A 16671-nucleotide genomic window follows, 5' to 3' on the forward strand; every position below is an offset into this window, starting at 1 on the left:
TAGATCACCGTTTGCTTTTGATGATGGTGCCCAGGCCCTGGAGATAGGCCACCAGCGCGTCCATTTCGGTTTTGCCTTTCACTGCATCCTTGGCCCCGGCGATATCTTCGTCGGTGTAAGGAACGCCGAGCACGCGCAAGACTTCCATTTTTTTCGCCGTGTCCTTGCCGTCCAGCTTGCGTTCTACGAGGAACGGATAGGCAGGCATGATCGACTCGGGGACCACGTTGCGCGGGTTGTACAGGTGTGCACGCTGCCAGTCATCGGAGTAACGACCGCCAACCCGGGCCAGGTCCGGCCCGGTACGCTTGGAGCCCCACAGGAACGGGTGATCCCAGACGCTTTCGCCGGCTACCGAGTAGTGGCCATAACGCTCTGTTTCTGCGCGGAACGGGCGGATCATCTGCGAGTGACATTGCACACAGCCGTTGGCGATGTAGATGTCGCGACCTTCCAGCTCAAGAGCGGTACGCGGCTTCATGCCTTCAACCGGGGTATTGGTCACGTCCTGGAAGAACAGCGGAACGATTTGGGTCAGACCACCGATGCTCACGGCGATGACCATGAAGAAGGCCATCAGGCCAATATTCTTCTCGATTGTTTCGTGCTTCATCAGTGGGCTCCAACTACAGCGATTTTGCTCGCTGCTTCAGCTTCTACCGGGTTCGAGGCGCGTACGGTACGGAACACGTTGTAGGCCATGAACAGCATGCCGCTGGCGAAGATAGCCCCGCCGATGGCGCGAACGATAAAGCCAGGATGGCTGGCTTGCAGTGCTTCCACGAACGAGTAGGTCAGGGTGCCATCGTCGTTGATTGCGCGCCACATCAGGCCCTGGGTGATGCCGTTGACCCACATCGAAGCGATGTAAAGCACGGTACCGATAGTCGCCAGCCAGAAGTGCGTGTTGATCAGGCTGGTGCTGTACATCTGCTTCTGGCCATAGATGCGCGGGATCATGTGGTACATGGCACCGATCGAAATCATCGCTACCCAGCCCAGTGCCCCGGCGTGTACGTGGCCGATGGTCCAGTCGGTGTAGTGCGACAGCGAGTTGACGGTCTTGATTGCCATCATCGGGCCCTCGAAGGTCGACATGCCGTAGAAGGCCAGGGACACCACGAGGAAGCGCAGGATCGGGTCGGTGCGCAATTTATGCCAGGCGCCCGACAGGGTCATCATGCCGTTGATCATGCCGCCCCAGCTTGGAGCCAGCAGGATGATCGACATTGCCATGCCCAGCGACTGGGCCCAGTCCGGCAGAGCGGTGTAGTGCAAGTGGTGCGGGCCGGCCCAGATGTAGAGGGTAATCAGGGCCCAGAAATGCACGATCGACAGACGATACGAGTAGATCGGACGCTCGGCCTGCTTCGGCACGAAGTAGTACATCATGCCCAGGAAGCCTGTAGTCAGGAAGAAACCTACAGCGTTGTGGCCGTACCACCACTGGATCATGGCGTCAGTCGCACCGGCGTAAGCCGAGTAGGACTTGAAGAAGCTCACCGGCAGGGACGCGTGGTTGACGATGTGCAGCATTGCCGTGACGACAATGAATGCACCGTAGAACCAGTTACCTACATAGATGTGCTTGGTTTTGCGCTTGGTAATGGTGCCGAAGAACACAATACCGTAGACCACCCAGACGATGGCCAGCAGGATAGCCAGGGGCCATTCCAGCTCTGCGTATTCCTTGGTTGTGGTGTAGCCCAGCGGCAACGTGATGATCGCGCCGATAATGACCGCCTGCCAGCCCCAGAAGGTGAAGGCAGCCAGGGCGTCGGAGATCAGGCGTGTCTGGCAGGTGCGCTGCACGACGTAGTACGAGGTACCAAACAATGCACAGCCACCGAAGGCAAAAATCACAAGATTGGTATGCAGGGGACGCAGACGGCCAAAGGTTGTCCACTCAAGACCAAGGTTTAATTCAGGCCACACAAGCTGTGACGCGATAAAAACCCCGAGCCCCATGCCAAGGATCCCCCAGACCACCGTCATGATGGCGAACTGGCGGACTACCTTATAGTTATAAGCAGTCGGACTGATTGCTGTGCTCATTCTAAGGTTCCACGGTTTTGGTGTTTTATTAGGAGTAAAAATCGGTCGCAAGTATGTATAAAACGTAGGGGTATTGCAACGCGGCTTGACCTCGGTCAATGCGTTCCAACGCTTATTCTGCGGCCTTTCCATGCGTGCAGTAGGGTCAAGTCGACCGCCAACAAAACACCCCGTGGAAGGCAAAAATGAAAGGGCCGGGCAGGGCAAAACCGGGAGGGGGGCAGTCATGGCAACTTGATGGCGAAGATCGCAATCAACGATAGCCGTTGTAAACCCACCAGTGTGGCCTGTAACTGCACCCTTCAACTTACCGATTAAATTCACTTGACGTGAAACTGGTGACCCCGGGATCACTGAGAATTTGAGCTTAGTCCTGAATGGCGGGAGAGCAACGGCGGACTAAAAAGAGGTGCGACACTTGGTCGCGCTTTTAGGCGGGAACTGCCGCACCAAAATGATGCGGCAGGAAATGTCTGGTAATTATTCGGCTGTTTTTTCCTCTTGATTACCATGGGACAAGCTGAACACATACGCAGCCAGCAATTGCACCTTGTCGTTACCCAGCAACTCGTTCTGCGCCGGCATGTGGCCCTGGCGGCCATGGCGAATGGTTTGCTGCAATTGCGCCAGGCTGGTGCCGTAAATAAAGCCCGCTGGCACCGTCAGATCCGGCGCGCCCATCAGTGGCATGCCTTTACCGTTGGCACCGTGGCACGCCACGCAGGTGGTTTCGAAGGCTTGCTTGCCAGCCACCAGATCCACGGTCGTGCCCTGGGGCAAAGGCAGGCCGGCCAGATCGTGGCGCACATAGGCGGCAACGTTCTTCACGCCCTCGTCACCCAGTACCGGGCCCCAGGCCGGCATTGCAGCGATGCGTCCGCCCATGATCGTGGTTTTAATGGTGTCGGCATCGCCGCCCCAGCGCCAGGTGTTGTCGGCCAGGTTGGGGAAGCCGAAGGCGCCCTTGGCATCCGAGCCGTGGCACACAGAGCAATTGGAGGCAAACAGACGACCGCCCATTTTCAGTGCCTGGGGATCCTGGGCCACTTGCTCAACCGGCATGGCGGCGTATTTGGCGAAAATGGGGCCAAACCTGGCGTCTGCCTTGTCCATCTCCTTTTGCCACTCGTTCACCCCTGTCCAGCCATCCTCGTAACCCGGCAGCAGGCCTTTCCAGTTGCCAAGGCCCGGGTAAAGGATCAAATAGCCCACACCAAACACCAGCGTGCCGACGAACAACATGAACCACCATTGTGGCAGCGGGTTGTCGTACTCCTCGATGCCGTCAAAACTGTGGCCCATGGTCTCGACGGTTTCGCTTTTTCTTTCCCCCTTGCGGGTACTGATCAACAGCCAGGTCAGGCCGATCAGCGTGCCAATGGTCAGCACGCAGATATAAACACTCCAGAAGGTGGTCATTGCTTATTACTCCTAGACGCTTGTTCTTGCTCGACGTGTTTGATCGCCTCTGGATCGTCTTTGAATGGCAGCAGGGTCGCGTCTTCGAACTCCGACTTGCGCCGCGGGCTGAATACCCACAGCGCCAGGCCGATAAACGCCACCGCCACCACCACAGTGCCCAGGCCGCGGATCATTCCACTACTCATGTCAAACATGGCTCACCTCTTGCTCTTGATGGCAGTGCCGAGCACTTGCAGGTAGGCCACCAGCGCGTCCATTTCGGTCTTGCCCTGTACCGACTGTCTGGCATTGGCGATGTCTTCGTCGGTGTAAGGCACGCCCAGGGTGCGCATCACTTCGAGTTTTTTCTGGGTATGGCTGTCATCCACCGGTTCGGAGACCAGCCACGGGTAGGCGGGCATTTTCGACTCGGGTACGACGTTGCGCGGGTTGTACAGATGCGCGCGGTGCCAGTCATCCGAGTAGCGGGCGCCGACCCGCGCCAGATCCGGCCCGGTACGCTTGGAACCCCACAGGAACGGGTGATCCCAGACACTTTCACCGGCGACCGAGTAATGGCCATAGCGCTCGGTCTCGGCCCGGAACGGACGAATCATCTGCGAGTGACATTGCACGCAGCCTTCGCGAATGTAGATGTCACGACCTTCCAGTTGCAGCGCGGTATAAGGCTTCATGCCTTCGACCGGGGTATTGGTGACATCCTCAAAGAACAGCGGGACGATTTGCGTCAGGCCGCCGACACTCACACAGAGAATCATCAGCAACAGCATCAGGCCGATATTTTTTTCAACGATTTCGTGTTTCATGGCGAACTCCTCAGGCCATCTGCGCGGCGGCTACGACTTCAGCGGGCTCGGCGTTACGCACGGTGCGCCAAGTGTTGTATGCCATCAGCAACATGCCGCTGAAGAAAATCGCGCCGCCGATCAGGCGCACGACATAGCCCGGATGGCTGGCCACCAGGGTTTCGACGAAGGAGTAGGTCAGCGTGCCGTCTTCGTTGACTGCGCGCCACATCAGGCCCTGGGCGATGCCGTTGACCCACATCGAGGCGATGTAAAGCACTGTGCCGATAGTGGCTAGCCAGAAGTGCGCGTTAATCAGGCCCATGCTGTACATCTGCGGGCGACCGAAAATTTTCGGGATCATGTGATACAGCGCGCCGATGGAAATCATCGCCACCCAGCCCAATGCCCCGGCGTGTACGTGGCCGATGGTCCAGTCGGTGTAGTGGGAGAGGGCGTTGACGGTCTTGATCGCCATCATCGGTCCTTCGAAGGTCGACATGCCGTAGAACGCCAGGGACACCACGAGGAAACGCAGGATCGGGTCGCTGCGCAATTTATGCCAGGCGCCCGACAGGGTCATCATGCCGTTGATCATGCCGCCCCAGCTTGGCGCCAGCAGAATCAGGGACATCACCATGCCCAGTGACTGGGCCCAGTCCGGCAGTGCGGTGTAGTGCAAGTGGTGCGGGCCGGCCCAGATGTAAAGGGTGATCAGGGCCCAGAAGTGCACGATCGACAGGCGATAGGAATAGATGGGACGTTCGGCCTGTTTCGGCACGAAGTAGTACATCATCCCCAAAAAGCCGGCCGTCAGGAAAAAGCCCACAGCGTTATGGCCGTACCACCACTGCACCATGGCGTCAGTCGCACCACCGTACAGCGAGTAGGACTTGGTGAAGCTGACCGGGATTTCCAGGTTGTTGACGATGTGCAAGATGGCCACGGTCACGATAAATGCGCCGAAGAACCAGTTGCCCACGTAAATGTGTTTGGTCTTGCGCTTCATGATCGTGCCGAAGAACACGATGGCATAAGCGACCCAGACGATGGTGATCAGGATATCGATCGGCCACTCAAGCTCGGCGTATTCCTTGGAGCTGGTGTAGCCCAGCGGCAAGCTGATGGCAGCCAGCAAAATCACCAGTTGCCAACCCCAAAAGGTAAACATGGCGATCTTCGGCGCGAACAGGGTTGCCTGGCAGGTACGTTGCACTGCGTAAAAGGACGAGGCAAACAGTGCACAACCGCCGAAGGCGAAGATCACCGCGTTGGTGTGCAATGGGCGCAAGCGCCCGAAACTGGTCCAGGGCAAATTGAAGTTGAGTTCCGGCCAGACCAGCTGCGCGGCGAGAAAAACGCCGAGCCCCATACCGACGATGCCCCAAACCACCGTCATAATGGCAAATTGGCGGACCACCTTGTAGTTGTAGGCAGTACTTGTAGAAGTGTTCATGGTTCCCCATCCACGGTTCAGGCGCATACAAAGGTACGCCTGGAGTTATAGGCAGACTAAAAGCGAGGCAAGCATGGGCGTAGCAGGCAAGGCCGGTATTGACAGGGATCAATGGGCGCAATGCGTGCAGGAGCAGGGCTGGTTATGGAGTCCGGCCACCGGCGAGGTGAAAAACCCGCAACCGCAGACCCTGATCCTGGCCCATGGTGCCGGTGCTCCGATGGACAGTGCCTGGATGACCGGTATGGCTGAACGCCTTGCGGCACGAGGGGTGAACGTATTGCGCTTCGAGTTCCCGTACATGGCGCAACGCCGGCTCGATGGTGGCAAAAGGCCGCCAAACCAACAGGTCAAATTGCTCGAATGCTGGCGCGAGGTGTATGCCGGGGTGCGACAGCATGTCGCCGGGCAAATTGCGATTGGCGGCAAGTCCATGGGCGGGCGCATGGCCAGTCTGGTGGCTGATGAGCTGGGGGTTGCTGCTCTGGTCTGTCTGGGTTACCCGTTTTACGCCTCCGGCAAACCGGAAAAACCCCGGGTGGCGCACTTGGCCGGGCTGCAGACAGCCACCCTGATCGTGCAGGGCGAACGTGATGCTCTGGGCAACCGGCAAGCCGTCGAGGCTTACACCCTGGCGCCGGGCATTGAACTGCACTGGTTAGTGGCGGGGGATCACGACTTGAAGCCGCTCAAGGCATCGGGGTTTAGCCATGAACAGCATCTGGACGCCGCTGCCGACAAAATCGCCCACTGGCTCCAGGCCGGTGATGCCCTGTAGGAGCGAGCTGTTCAATATGCCAGCGAAGAGCTCGCGAGCAAGCTCGCTCCTACAGGTTAAAGGGGGGGCAGTGCTTAACGGTTGAACCGCTCCACCAGCGAATACTGGATGTTTACCGTCTGGGTCAGCTCTTCGCTCAAGCGCGCCGAATGCTGGGCCTGCTCTGAGGTCTGGTCAGCGAGGTCGGCAATGGTGCTGATGTTGCGGCTGATTTCTTCCGCCACTGCACTTTGTTCCTCGGTGGCTGCCGCGATCTGGGTGGTCATGTCGGTGATATTGGCCACCGCTTCACTGATGCCCACCAGGGCCTTGTCGGCTTCCAGTACCCGGGCCACGCCTTCTTCAGCCTGACGATGCCCGGCATTCATGGTCTGTACGGCAGTGGCCGCAGTCTGCTGCAACTTGGCGATCAGGCCATGAATCTGTCCGGTCGACAGGCTGGTGCGTTGTGCCAGTTGGCGCACTTCGTCAGCCACTACGGCAAAGCCGCGGCCCATTTCACCGGCACGTGCGGCTTCGATGGCCGCGTTCAAGGCCAGCAGGTTGGTCTGGTCGGCAATGCCTTTGATCACGTCAACCACGCCGCCGATTTCATCGCTGTCCTTGGCCAGCTGAGTGACTGTCGCGCCGGTTTCGCCGACCACGATGGACAGGCGTTCAATGGCTTCGCGGGTTTCACCGGCAATGTCGCGACCGCGGCTGGTCAGGCGATTGGCTTCTTGAGTGGCGTCAGCCGTGCGCTGTACGTGGCTGGCAACTTCCTGGGTGGTGGCTGCCATCTGATTGACCGCGGTAGCCACTTGTTCGGTCTCCACCCGCTGGCGCTCCAGCCCCTTGGAGCTTTTGTGTGCCAGCTCATCGGATTGACGGGCTTGCCCGCTCAAATGCTCGGCGGTGTCCTGCAGGCGGGTCAGGCAGGTCTTCAGTCGTGCTTCCTGACTCAGAATCGACATTTCCAGGCGCGCTTGCGGGCCGCGGCTGTCGGTGTACATCTGCGCAATCAGCGGGTCCGACGTGGTTTGTTCGGCCAGGCGCAGCAAGCGCTTGATCCCGCGCTGTTGCCAGCTCAGCCCCAGTAACCCCAGCGGAATCGACAACAGGGCCGCCAGGGCAAAGCCCCAACTGGAATTGAGCAGGGCACCAATCATGAAACTCAGTTGGCTGACCAGAATGAACGGCAGCCAGTCCTGCAGCACGGGGATCCATTTATCGCGCTGTGGCACCGCCGACTTGCCGCGATTAAGGCGCGAATACAGGGCTTCGGCACGGCGGATCTGTTCGGCGCTCGGCTTGACCCGAACCGACTCATAGCCCACCACGCGCTCATTCTCGAATACCGGGGTCACGTAGGCGTTGACCCAGTAATGGTCGCCGTTGCGGCAACGGTTTTTCACGATGCCCATCCACGGCGCGCCTTTTTTCAAGGTGCTCCACATGTGTTCAAAGACGGCAGAGGGAACATCCGGATGGCGCACGAGGTTGTGTGGTGCGCGGATCAGATCTTCACGCAAAAAACCGCTGATCTCGACAAAGTCGTCGTTGCAATAGGTGATTACACCTTTGGCATCGGTGGTGGAAATCAACCGTTGCTGAGCGGGGAACGTACGTTCGCGTTGGGTGATGGGCTGGTTATTCCGCATGTCATATCTATCCGCAAGACTTTGACAGGCTGTCGGCATGGCCAGGGATTTGTTTAATTTATATTTCGGCTGCCGGGTGCGGCGAAACGCCCCGGTAGCCGTTGTGTGCTAGATAGCCCGCATCGGGTAGGTAAAAAACACGAAGTGCAGCAGGTTCAGCCCGAAGTGAGTAGCGATTGCCGCACCCAGCCCGCCGAAGCGCCAGGCCAGGCCATAACCAAGGCCGGCAATCCCCGACAGCAGCACCCAATGCCAGCCAGCGGCCATGTGCGCCAGACCGAACAGCAGCGCAGCCATGACCAGGGCCAGAGTCTGGCCATGGGGCAGTTGTTTGAACCAGCGACTCAAGCCGCCCTGGATGTAGCCGCGAAACAGGGCTTCTTCCACCAGGGTCACCAGCAGTAAATTGTTCAGCACCCATATCCAGCCAGAGGCTGGCCATTTGGGGGCCCAGGTAATCATGCCCAGCAGCATGGCGCCGCCCAGAGCCGCAATCGCCACCAGGGTCAGGGCCATCAACGTGGCGGCAAACGAAACCCGCCAGCCGAAGCGTGGCGCAATCCAGGGGCACACCAGCAATAGCCAGAAGCCGATCAGCGGCTTGTCCAGATTGAGGTACAGCGAGAAGGGCACGGCGTCCGGTGTCAGCCGCTCAGGGTTGATGGCGCGGCCATTATGGAAACCGGGTAACCAGTGCAGGGCCAGCGCCAGGGCGAGCAATACAAACAGCCCGTGACCGGCATAACGCAGCCATTGCTGGCGCTGCTGACGGGCTGCGAGCCCGGCCAGGATCAAGGCAAACAACGGGATAAGGGCCTGGGCGGTCAATTGGCCGTAACTCAGGGCCAGGCAGTAGCCCAGGCTCAGAAATGCCAGATAAGGCCATGGCAGAGCAATCATGAAAATCCTTGTAATTGTTAAAAAAACGCCCCGAATGCAGATCGGGGCGCTGAGGATACATCGCGAGACAAGCTCGCTCCTGCACAAGGTTAACCTATGTCGCGGTATACGATCTCACTGACACAACCCCACCTGCAGGAGCGAGCTTTTCTACGGGACCGGCCAGAGGTAGCCAGAGCGTTTCAGGAGGCAATCAACTGGCGCAATACATAGTGCAGGATCCCGCCTGCCTTGAAGTATTCCACCTCATTCAGGGTGTCGATGCGGCACAGCACTTCGATTTTTTCCTGTTGACCATCCTCGCGGGTGATGACCAGCGTCAGGTTCATCCTTGGCTGCAGTTCGGCATCCGTCAGTCCCAGGATATCCAGGGTTTCCTTGCCGGTGAGTTTCAGGTTCTTGCGATTCTGGTCCAGTTTGAATTGCAGCGGCAGCACGCCCATGCCCACCAGGTTCGAGCGGTGGATGCGTTCAAAACTCTCGGCAATCACCGCTTTGACCCCCAGCAGGTTGGTGCCTTTGGCCGCCCAGTCGCGACTGGAACCGGTGCCGTATTCCTGGCCGGCAATCACCACCAGTGGTGTCCCCGCTGCCTGATAACGCATCGCCGCATCATAGATTGGCAGCTTTTCGCCGCTCGGGATGAAGATCGTATTGCCACCTTCTTCGCCGCCGAGCATTTCGTTGCGAATCCGGATGTTGGCAAAGGTGCCGCGCATCATCACTTCATGGTTGCCGCGCCGCGAACCATAGGAGTTGAAGTCCCGCGGTTCGACGCCTTTCTCGCGCAGATAGCGTCCGGCCGGGCTGTCCGCCTTGATATTGCCGGCAGGAGAGATGTGGTCGGTGGTGACCGAGTCGCCAAGCAACGCCAGCACCCGGGCACCCTTGACGTCCTTGATCACCGGTAGCGGGCCGTCGATGTCATCGAAGAAAGGGGGATGCTGGATGTAAGTCGAATCTTTCTGCCAGACATAGGTTGCGGCCTGTGGCACCTCAATGGCCTGCCATTGTTCGTCACCGGCAAACACCTCGGCGTATTCCTTGTGGAACATGGCGGTAGTCACCTGTGCCACGGCATCGGCGATTTCTTTCTGGCTGGGCCAGATATCGCGCAGGTATACCGGTTTGCCGTCTTTACCGGTGCCCAGCGGTTGAGTGCTGATATCAATACGCACGCTGCCGGCCAGGGCGTAGGCGACCACCAGCGGTGGCGAGGCCAGCCAGTTGGTTTTCACCAGAGGGTGCACGCGTCCTTCAAAGTTGCGGTTGCCCGACAACACCGAAGCCACGGTCAGGTCAGACTGGGTGATGGCTTTTTCGATCGGCTCGGGCAACGGCCCGGAGTTGCCGATGCAGGTGGTGCAGCCATAACCCACCAGGGCGAAGCCCAACTGGTCGAGGTACTGGGTCAGGCCTGCGGCCTTGTAGTAGTCAGTCACCACCTTGGAGCCGGGCGCCAGGGAAGTTTTCACCCACGGCTGGCTTTTCAGGCCTTTTTCAACGGCTTTTTTTGCCACCAGCCCGGCAGCCATCATCACACTCGGGTTGGAGGTGTTGGTGCAGGAGGTAATGGCCGCGATCACCACCGCGCCGTTTTTCAGGCGATAGGTCTGACCTTCAACGCTGTAGTCCACTTCACCGATCAAGTCGGCATTGCCCACAGCCACGCCACCACCGCCTTCACTTTCAAGGCGGCCTTCTTCTTTATTGGCCGGTTTGAATTGCAGGCTCATAAACTCGTCAAAAGCCTGGCTGACATTGGGCAGCGAAACCCGGTCTTGGGGGCGCTTTGGCCCGGCCAGGCTGGCTTCGACGCTGCCCATGTCGAGTGCCAGGGTTTCGCTGAAGACCGGCTCCTGGCCCGGCAAGCGCCACAGTCCCTGGGCTTTGCAGTAGGCTTCGACCAGTTTTACGGCGGCTTCGGGGCGCCCGGACAGGCGTAGATAGTCCAGGGTGATTTGATCGACCGGGAAAAATCCGCAGGTGGCGCCATATTCCGGTGCCATGTTGGCAATGGTGGCGCGGTCAGCCAGGGGCAGATCCGCCAGTCCATCGCCGAAAAACTCGACGAACTTGCCGACAACCCCCTTGCTGCGCAGCATTTGCGTCACCGTCAGCACCAGGTCGGTGGCGGTGATGCCTTCTTTGAGTTTGCCGCTGAGTTTGAAACCCACCACTTCCGGGATCAGCATCGAAACCGGCTGGCCGAGCATCGCGGCTTCGGCTTCAATCCCGCCCACGCCCCAGCCCAGTACACCCAGGCCATTGATCATGGTGGTGTGGGAGTCGGTACCGACCAGGGTGTCCGGGAACGCATAAGTGCGGCCGTCTTCGTCCTTGGTCCAGACTGTCCGTCCCAGGTACTCCAGGTTCACCTGATGGCAAATCCCGGTGCCGGGCGGTACCACGCTGAAATTGTCGAAGGCATCCTGGCCCCAGCGCAGGAACGCATAACGTTCGCCGTTGCGCTCCATCTCAATATCAACGTTTTGTTCAAAGGCACTGGGGCTGGCAAATTTGTCGACCATTACCGAGTGGTCAATCACCAGGTCTACCGGGGACAGCGGATTGATTCGCTGTGGATCGCCTCCGGCCCTGGCCATCGCCGCACGCATGGCGGCCAGGTCGACCACCGCCGGCACGCCGGTAAAGTCCTGCATCAACACCCGGGCCGGGCGGTACTGGATTTCCCGGTCGCTGCGCCGCGCCTTGAGCCAGGCGGCCAGTGCCTTGAGATCCGGTTCGGTGACGGTCTTGCCGTCTTCCCAGCGCAGCAGGTTCTCCAGCAGCACTTTGAGCGACATGGGCAGCTGGCTTAAATCCCCCAGTGACTTGGCGGCAAGCGGCAGGCTGAAATAGTGATAAGTCTTATCGTCGACTTTTAGTGTGGCGAGGGTGTTCAGGCTATCAAGGGAGGACATGAAATGACTCCTTTTGATCCGCACGGTACGGATCGTGTGGAACGAACAGAGCTTCTAACGTAGCCCTGAATCATTGATCTGGCTAATAACTGGACTGTCTATAAGGGTTCAAGGTTCCGAACTCAGTTATCATGCTGGCCTTTTCGTGACAGTCCTTGCTCCAAATCAAGGATGCGCAGCCGGCCAATTCCCGCCTGCTGCCCAGGAGTAATTCAATGAACACCGTTTTTATGCACTGCCGGCCCGGTTTTGAGGGAGAAGTCTGCTCCGAAATCGCCGAGCATGCTGCCCGCCTCAATGTCTCTGGTTATGCCAAGGCCAAGCCGAGCAGTGCCTGTGCCGAATTTGTCTGTACCGAAGAAGGCGGCGCCGAACGCCTGATGCGCGGTTTGCGTTTTGCCGAACTGATTTTCCCGCGTCAATGGGCCCGGGGCGGTTTTATCGAACTGCCGGAAACCGACCGCATCAGCGTGATTCTCGGGCACATGGCCGACTTTCCGGTCTGTGGCAGCCTGTGGCTGGAAATGGTCGATACCAATGACGGCAAAGAGCTGTCCAACTTCTGCAAGAAGTTCGATGCTCACCTGCGCAAAGCCCTGATCAAGGCCGGCAAGCTGGTGGAGGACGATGAGCAGAAACCGCGGCTGCTGTTGACCGTTAAAAGTGGACGCGAACTGTTCCTTGGTCTGGCCGAGTCGAACAACTGTGCCATGTGGCCCATGGGCATCCCGCGGTTGAAATTTCCCCGTAAAGCGCCTAGCCGTTCGACCCTCAAGCTGGAAGAAGCCTGGCACCACTTCATCCCCCGCGACCAGTGGGATGAGCGCCTGCACAGTGACATGACCGGGGTTGACCTTGGCGCAGCGCCCGGCGGCTGGACCTGGCAGCTGGTCAATCGCGGCATGATCGTCACCGCCATTGACAACGGCCCGATGGCAGAAAGCCTGATGGACACCGGACTGGTGCAGCACTTGATGGCGGATGGGTTCACCTTCAAGCCCAGGCAGCCGGTGGACTGGATGGTCTGCGACATCGTGGAAAAGCCTGCGCGTAATGCGGCGATGCTCGAAGAGTGGATCGGCGAAGGTCATTGCCGCGAAGCGGTGGTCAACTTGAAATTGCCGATGAAACAGCGTTATGCCGAAGTGCGGCGTTTGCTTGATCGCATTGCTGACGGTTTCAAGGAACGCGGTATCCAGGTCGAAATCGGCTGTAAGCAGCTGTACCACGACCGCGAAGAAGTGACCTGCCATTTGCGTCGACTGGACGTGAAAAAAACCAAATCCCGTTGATTCAGGAGTAACTGATGAGTTTTGCTGATTTGCCGGTTGACGGCACTCTGGACGCTACCGGCCTTAACTGTCCGGAACCGGTGATGATGCTGCACCAGCACATTCGTGACCTGGTACCGGGCGGTTTGCTGAAAGTCATCGCCACCGATCCCTCGACCCGGCGTGACATCCCCAAGTTCTGCGTGTTTCTCGACCACGAACTGGTAGGGCAGCAGGAAGAGGCGGGCAAGTACCTGTACTGGATTCGCAAGAAGCAGGACTGAGCAAGATCCTGCAGGAGCGAGCTTGCTCGCTCCTGCAGTGTGGGTCTATGCCATGCGAATCCGCTCTTTGGCGCTGCGGGTCAGGCGTACGCTGAGCATCAGCGCCGCGCAGGTCAGGCCTACAATCAGGCCCTGCCACAGCCCGCTGGGGCCATTGGCCGGGCCGAACCAGTCGGTCAGGCCCAGCGCATAGCCCACCGGCAAACCAATCCCCCAATACGCGAACAGGGTCAGGATCATCGTCACCCGCGTGTCCTGATAGCCGCGCAACGCGCCCGCCGCAGTCACCTGAATCACATCCGAAAACTGATACAGGGCGGCAAACATCAACAGCATGGTCGCCACCTCGATCACCAGCGGATCGGCCGTGTAGACGGTGGCAATCTGCTCGCGCAACAACAGGATCAGACTGGCAGAGATGCCCGCCCATACCAGCGCAGTGCCCATGCCGACCCCGGCGACGAAACGTGCTTCGCGCGGTTGCTGGCGCCCCAGTGCCTGGCCCACGCGGACGGTGATTGCCATGCCCAGGGAGTAGGGGATCATAAACACCAGCGAGCTGAAGTTCAGAGCGATTTGATGGCCTGCCACCACCGTTGCCCCCAAGCTGCCGATCAACAGGGCAATCACCGCAAAAATGCTCGACTCGGCAAATACTGCAATGCCGATCGGTAGCCCCACACTCAGCAAACGCTTGATGATTGCCCATTGCGGCCATTCAAAACGGCTGTATACCCGGCTCGACTGGTAGATCGCACCACGCCAGGTCCAGGCCACCATGCCCAGGGCCATAAACCACATTACAATGGCCGTCGCCCAGCCACAGCCCACGCCACCCATGGCCGGGACCCCAAAGTGCCCATAAATGAACACGTAGTTGATCGGGATGTTGAGCGCCAGGGCACACAACCCCAGCACCATGCTTGGCCGCGTACGGCCCAGGCCATCACTGAAGTTACGCAGCACGCAATACAGCCCCACCGCCGGCATGCCGCTGGCGATCCCGTGCAAATAGCCCATGCAGGGTTCAATCAGGTCCGGGGCGACTTTCATCAGATGTAACAGCGGCTCTGCACCCAGCAGGATAAATGTCGCACACAGCCCGGTAATCAGCGCCAGCCACAGGGCCTGGCGCACGATCGGGCCGATCTCCCGGTGATTGTTGGCGCCAAAACGCTGGGCAACCTTGGGCGTGGTGGCCAGCAGGATGCCCGACATCAACAGAAACACCGGTATCCAGATCGAATTGCCCAGAGCCACGGCCGCCAGGTCCCGAGGCCCGACGCGTCCGGCCATGACGGCATCGACAAAACCCATGGCCGTGGTGGCCACTTGGGAAATGATGATCGGAAACGCCAGCGCCAATAGCGCCCGCACTTCCGTGCGAACCCGGGCCGGGCGGCTGACAGGGGCGGCAGGGGTGTTATCAGTGACAGAGTTCACAAGCGTGCATCCACAGTGTTTAACGCGCAAAGCCGGCGATTGTACGCCTGCCCCGGAGCTCGGCAAACCTTGAGTTGTAGGGGCTTTGTAAGCGCGATTGAAAGTGCTTGGCACAGCTTGCTGGCCCATTGATGACTACAACGCCTACACTGCCACTCCGCCAAAGGAGCCTGCCATGTTGATTGTTGCTGACGAAAATATTCCGCTGATCGAAGAGTTCTTTGCCGGCTTCGGTGAAATACGCCGTCTGCCGGGACGCCAGATCACGCGTGCAGACGTGCATGCTGCGGATGTGTTGCTGGTGCGCTCGGTGACCAGGGTCGATCGCGACTTGCTGGAAGGCAGTGCGGTACGTTTTGTCGGTACCTGCACCATTGGCACCGACCATTTTGATCTCGATTACTTTGAACAGGCAGGTATTGCGTGGTCCAGTGCCCCGGGCTGCAATGCCCGCGGCGTGGTGGACTACGTGCTCGGCAGCCTGCTGACCCTGGCCGAAATCGAAGGTGTCGACCTTATTCAGCGCACCTACGGGGTTATTGGCGCCGGGCAGGTGGGCGGGCGTCTGGTCGATGTGTTGCGGGCACTGGGCCTCAAGGTACTGGTCTGCGATCCACCGCGCCAGGCGGCTGAAGGTGGCGACTACGTCAGCCTTGAACACATCATCGAGCACTGCGATGTGCTCAGTTTGCATACTCCGTTAAGCACCAGCGGCAGCTTCCCGACCCGGCATTTGCTTGACCGCCAGCGCCTGGACCGACTCAAGCCGGGGACCTGGCTGATCAACGCCAGTCGCGGTCCGGTGCTCGACAATAAGGCGCTGCGCGAAGTCCTGACCCGGCGCGATGACCTGCAGGCAGTGCTCGATGTGTGGGAGCACGAGCCTGAGGTGGATCTGCAACTGGCGGACATGTGTGTGCTGGCGACGCCTCATATCGCCGGCTACAGCCTGGATGGCAAGCAGCGGGGCACGGCGCAGATCTATCAGGCACTGTGCGACTTCCTCGGGCAGCCGGCTGTGGTCAGCCTGTCAGACTTGTTGCCGGCACCCTGGCTGGCGAGGGTCGCACTGAGTGCCAATACTGATCCGGGCTGGGCCCTGGCCATGCTGTGTCGGGGTGTCTATGACCCGCGTCGCGATGATGCGGACTTTCGCCGCAGCCTGATCGGCAGCGTCGAAGAGCAGAAGCTGGCGTTTGACGGATTACGCAAAAACTATCCGGTACGTCGTGAGATAGAAGGCCTGGAGGTGCATGTCGAGGGCGAGTCGGTGGCCTTGAAGCAATTGGTCAAGGCGCTGGGCGGGGTGTTGGTTTAAGCACCGGGCACAAAAAAACGGCCCTTTCAGCGGGGCCGTTGTATGTTCTGAGCGCTGTTGCAGGAGTGGGCCGCGCGACGCATGGAACCCGGTTAAACCCTGTCGCCTGCATCGCGGGCAAGCCGCGCTCCTGCCGAGGATCAGTCTTTGTGCACAGGTTTGACCAGACGCAGCTCCAGTTCGTGGCAGGCGTCCTGAATCATCTCTTCAGTGATCGAAATTTCCTGGCCATTTTCATCGATAATGGCGCACCCCAGTGATTGCTTGGCTTGCGTACGAATCACTGGAACCGCTTGAGCATTGTGTTGCAAATCCATGGCCTGTCTCCTCATCAGGGTGTCTCGCTACTTTAGGTCCGTTTAGTGACCAAACTGTGACATGGCTTGGCGACGGAC

The 16671-nt window shown here is 59.2% G+C and carries 15 protein-coding genes; 4 read left to right on the top strand and 11 right to left on the bottom strand.

Features of this window, described 5'->3' with window-relative positions:
• Positions 1-4: 4 nt before the first annotated feature.
• The 6 genes from ccoO (EQV90_RS15835) to ccoN (EQV90_RS15860) form a co-directional block, all read right to left on the bottom strand.
• A complete protein-coding gene (gene ccoO, locus EQV90_RS15835) occupies positions 5-613 on the bottom strand; it encodes a cytochrome-c oxidase, cbb3-type subunit II (protein WP_003447211.1) in 609 nt (202 codons plus the stop codon).
• Positions 613-2055 (bottom strand): cytochrome-c oxidase, cbb3-type subunit I, encoded by a 1443-nt coding sequence (gene ccoN / locus EQV90_RS15840; protein WP_003447214.1) that lies wholly within the window; start codon positions 2053-2055, stop codon positions 613-615. The genes ccoO (EQV90_RS15835) and ccoN (EQV90_RS15840) overlap by 1 nt, the downstream gene beginning before the upstream one ends.
• Before the next feature lie 480 nt (positions 2056-2535).
• A complete protein-coding gene (ccoP, locus tag EQV90_RS15845; RefSeq protein WP_003447216.1) occupies positions 2536-3474 on the bottom strand; it encodes a cytochrome-c oxidase, cbb3-type subunit III in 939 nt (312 codons plus the stop codon).
• A complete protein-coding gene (locus tag EQV90_RS15850; protein WP_003447218.1) occupies positions 3471-3662 on the bottom strand; it encodes a cbb3-type cytochrome c oxidase subunit 3 in 192 nt (63 codons plus the stop codon). The genes ccoP and EQV90_RS15850 overlap by 4 nt, the downstream gene beginning before the upstream one ends.
• Before the next feature lie 12 nt (positions 3663-3674).
• The gene (gene ccoO / locus EQV90_RS15855; RefSeq protein WP_003447220.1) at positions 3675-4283 is read right to left on the bottom strand and encodes a cytochrome-c oxidase, cbb3-type subunit II; all 609 of its coding nucleotides are present in this window, start codon (positions 4281-4283) and stop codon (positions 3675-3677) included.
• 10 nt (positions 4284-4293) lie between these two features.
• Entirely contained in the window at positions 4294-5718 is a 1425-nt protein-coding gene (gene ccoN, locus EQV90_RS15860; protein WP_003447222.1) for a cytochrome-c oxidase, cbb3-type subunit I, read from the bottom strand.
• 73 nt (positions 5719-5791) lie between these two features.
• Between ccoN (EQV90_RS15860) and EQV90_RS15865 the strand changes: the two genes are divergently transcribed.
• Entirely contained in the window at positions 5792-6496 is a 705-nt protein-coding gene (locus tag EQV90_RS15865; protein WP_240878390.1) for an alpha/beta family hydrolase, read from the top strand.
• Positions 6497-6570: 74 nt separating this feature from the next.
• Here EQV90_RS15865 and EQV90_RS15870 read toward each other — a convergent pair whose 3' ends face one another.
• From EQV90_RS15870 to acnA, 3 genes are all read right to left on the bottom strand, one after another.
• Entirely contained in the window at positions 6571-8136 is a 1566-nt protein-coding gene (locus EQV90_RS15870) for a PAS domain-containing methyl-accepting chemotaxis protein (protein WP_240878391.1), read from the bottom strand.
• Positions 8137-8244: 108 nt separating this feature from the next.
• Positions 8245-9036: a type II CAAX endopeptidase family protein gene (locus EQV90_RS15875; RefSeq protein ID WP_003447228.1), complete on the bottom strand. Its 792-nt coding sequence runs from the start codon at positions 9034-9036 to the stop codon at positions 8245-8247.
• Positions 9037-9218: 182 nt separating this feature from the next.
• Positions 9219-11960 carry an aconitate hydratase AcnA gene (gene acnA, locus EQV90_RS15880; protein WP_003447230.1) on the bottom strand — a complete coding sequence of 914 codons (2742 nt, stop codon included), beginning with the start codon at positions 11958-11960 and terminating at the stop codon, positions 9219-9221.
• 215 nt (positions 11961-12175) lie between these two features.
• Here acnA and rlmM point away from each other — a divergent pair, with 215 nt between their 5' ends.
• Positions 12176-13252 (top strand): 23S rRNA (cytidine(2498)-2'-O)-methyltransferase RlmM, encoded by a 1077-nt coding sequence (gene rlmM / locus EQV90_RS15885; RefSeq protein ID WP_240878392.1) that lies wholly within the window; start codon positions 12176-12178, stop codon positions 13250-13252.
• Positions 13253-13266: 14 nt separating this feature from the next.
• A complete protein-coding gene (tusA, locus tag EQV90_RS15890) occupies positions 13267-13515 on the top strand; it encodes a sulfurtransferase TusA (protein ID WP_003447233.1) in 249 nt (82 codons plus the stop codon).
• A gap of 45 nt (positions 13516-13560) precedes the next feature.
• Here tusA and EQV90_RS15895 read toward each other — a convergent pair whose 3' ends face one another.
• On the bottom strand, positions 13561-14958 hold the full coding sequence (locus EQV90_RS15895; RefSeq protein ID WP_003447235.1) for an MATE family efflux transporter: 1398 nt from the start codon (positions 14956-14958) through the stop codon (positions 13561-13563).
• Positions 14959-15133: 175 nt separating this feature from the next.
• Between EQV90_RS15895 and pdxB the strand changes: the two genes are divergently transcribed.
• Entirely contained in the window at positions 15134-16276 is a 1143-nt protein-coding gene (gene pdxB, locus EQV90_RS15900) for a 4-phosphoerythronate dehydrogenase PdxB (protein WP_003447236.1), read from the top strand.
• 140 nt (positions 16277-16416) lie between these two features.
• Here the strand turns inward: pdxB and EQV90_RS15905 are convergent, their stop codons facing one another.
• Positions 16417-16593: a PA1571 family protein gene (locus EQV90_RS15905; protein ID WP_003447239.1), complete on the bottom strand. Its 177-nt coding sequence runs from the start codon at positions 16591-16593 to the stop codon at positions 16417-16419.
• Between the last annotated feature and the right edge of the window lie 78 nt (positions 16594-16671).

The sequence above is a fragment of the Pseudomonas sp. TMW22089 genome, assembly GCF_022496645.1.
Classification (GTDB): domain Bacteria; phylum Pseudomonadota; class Gammaproteobacteria; order Pseudomonadales; family Pseudomonadaceae; genus Aquipseudomonas; species Aquipseudomonas paraversuta.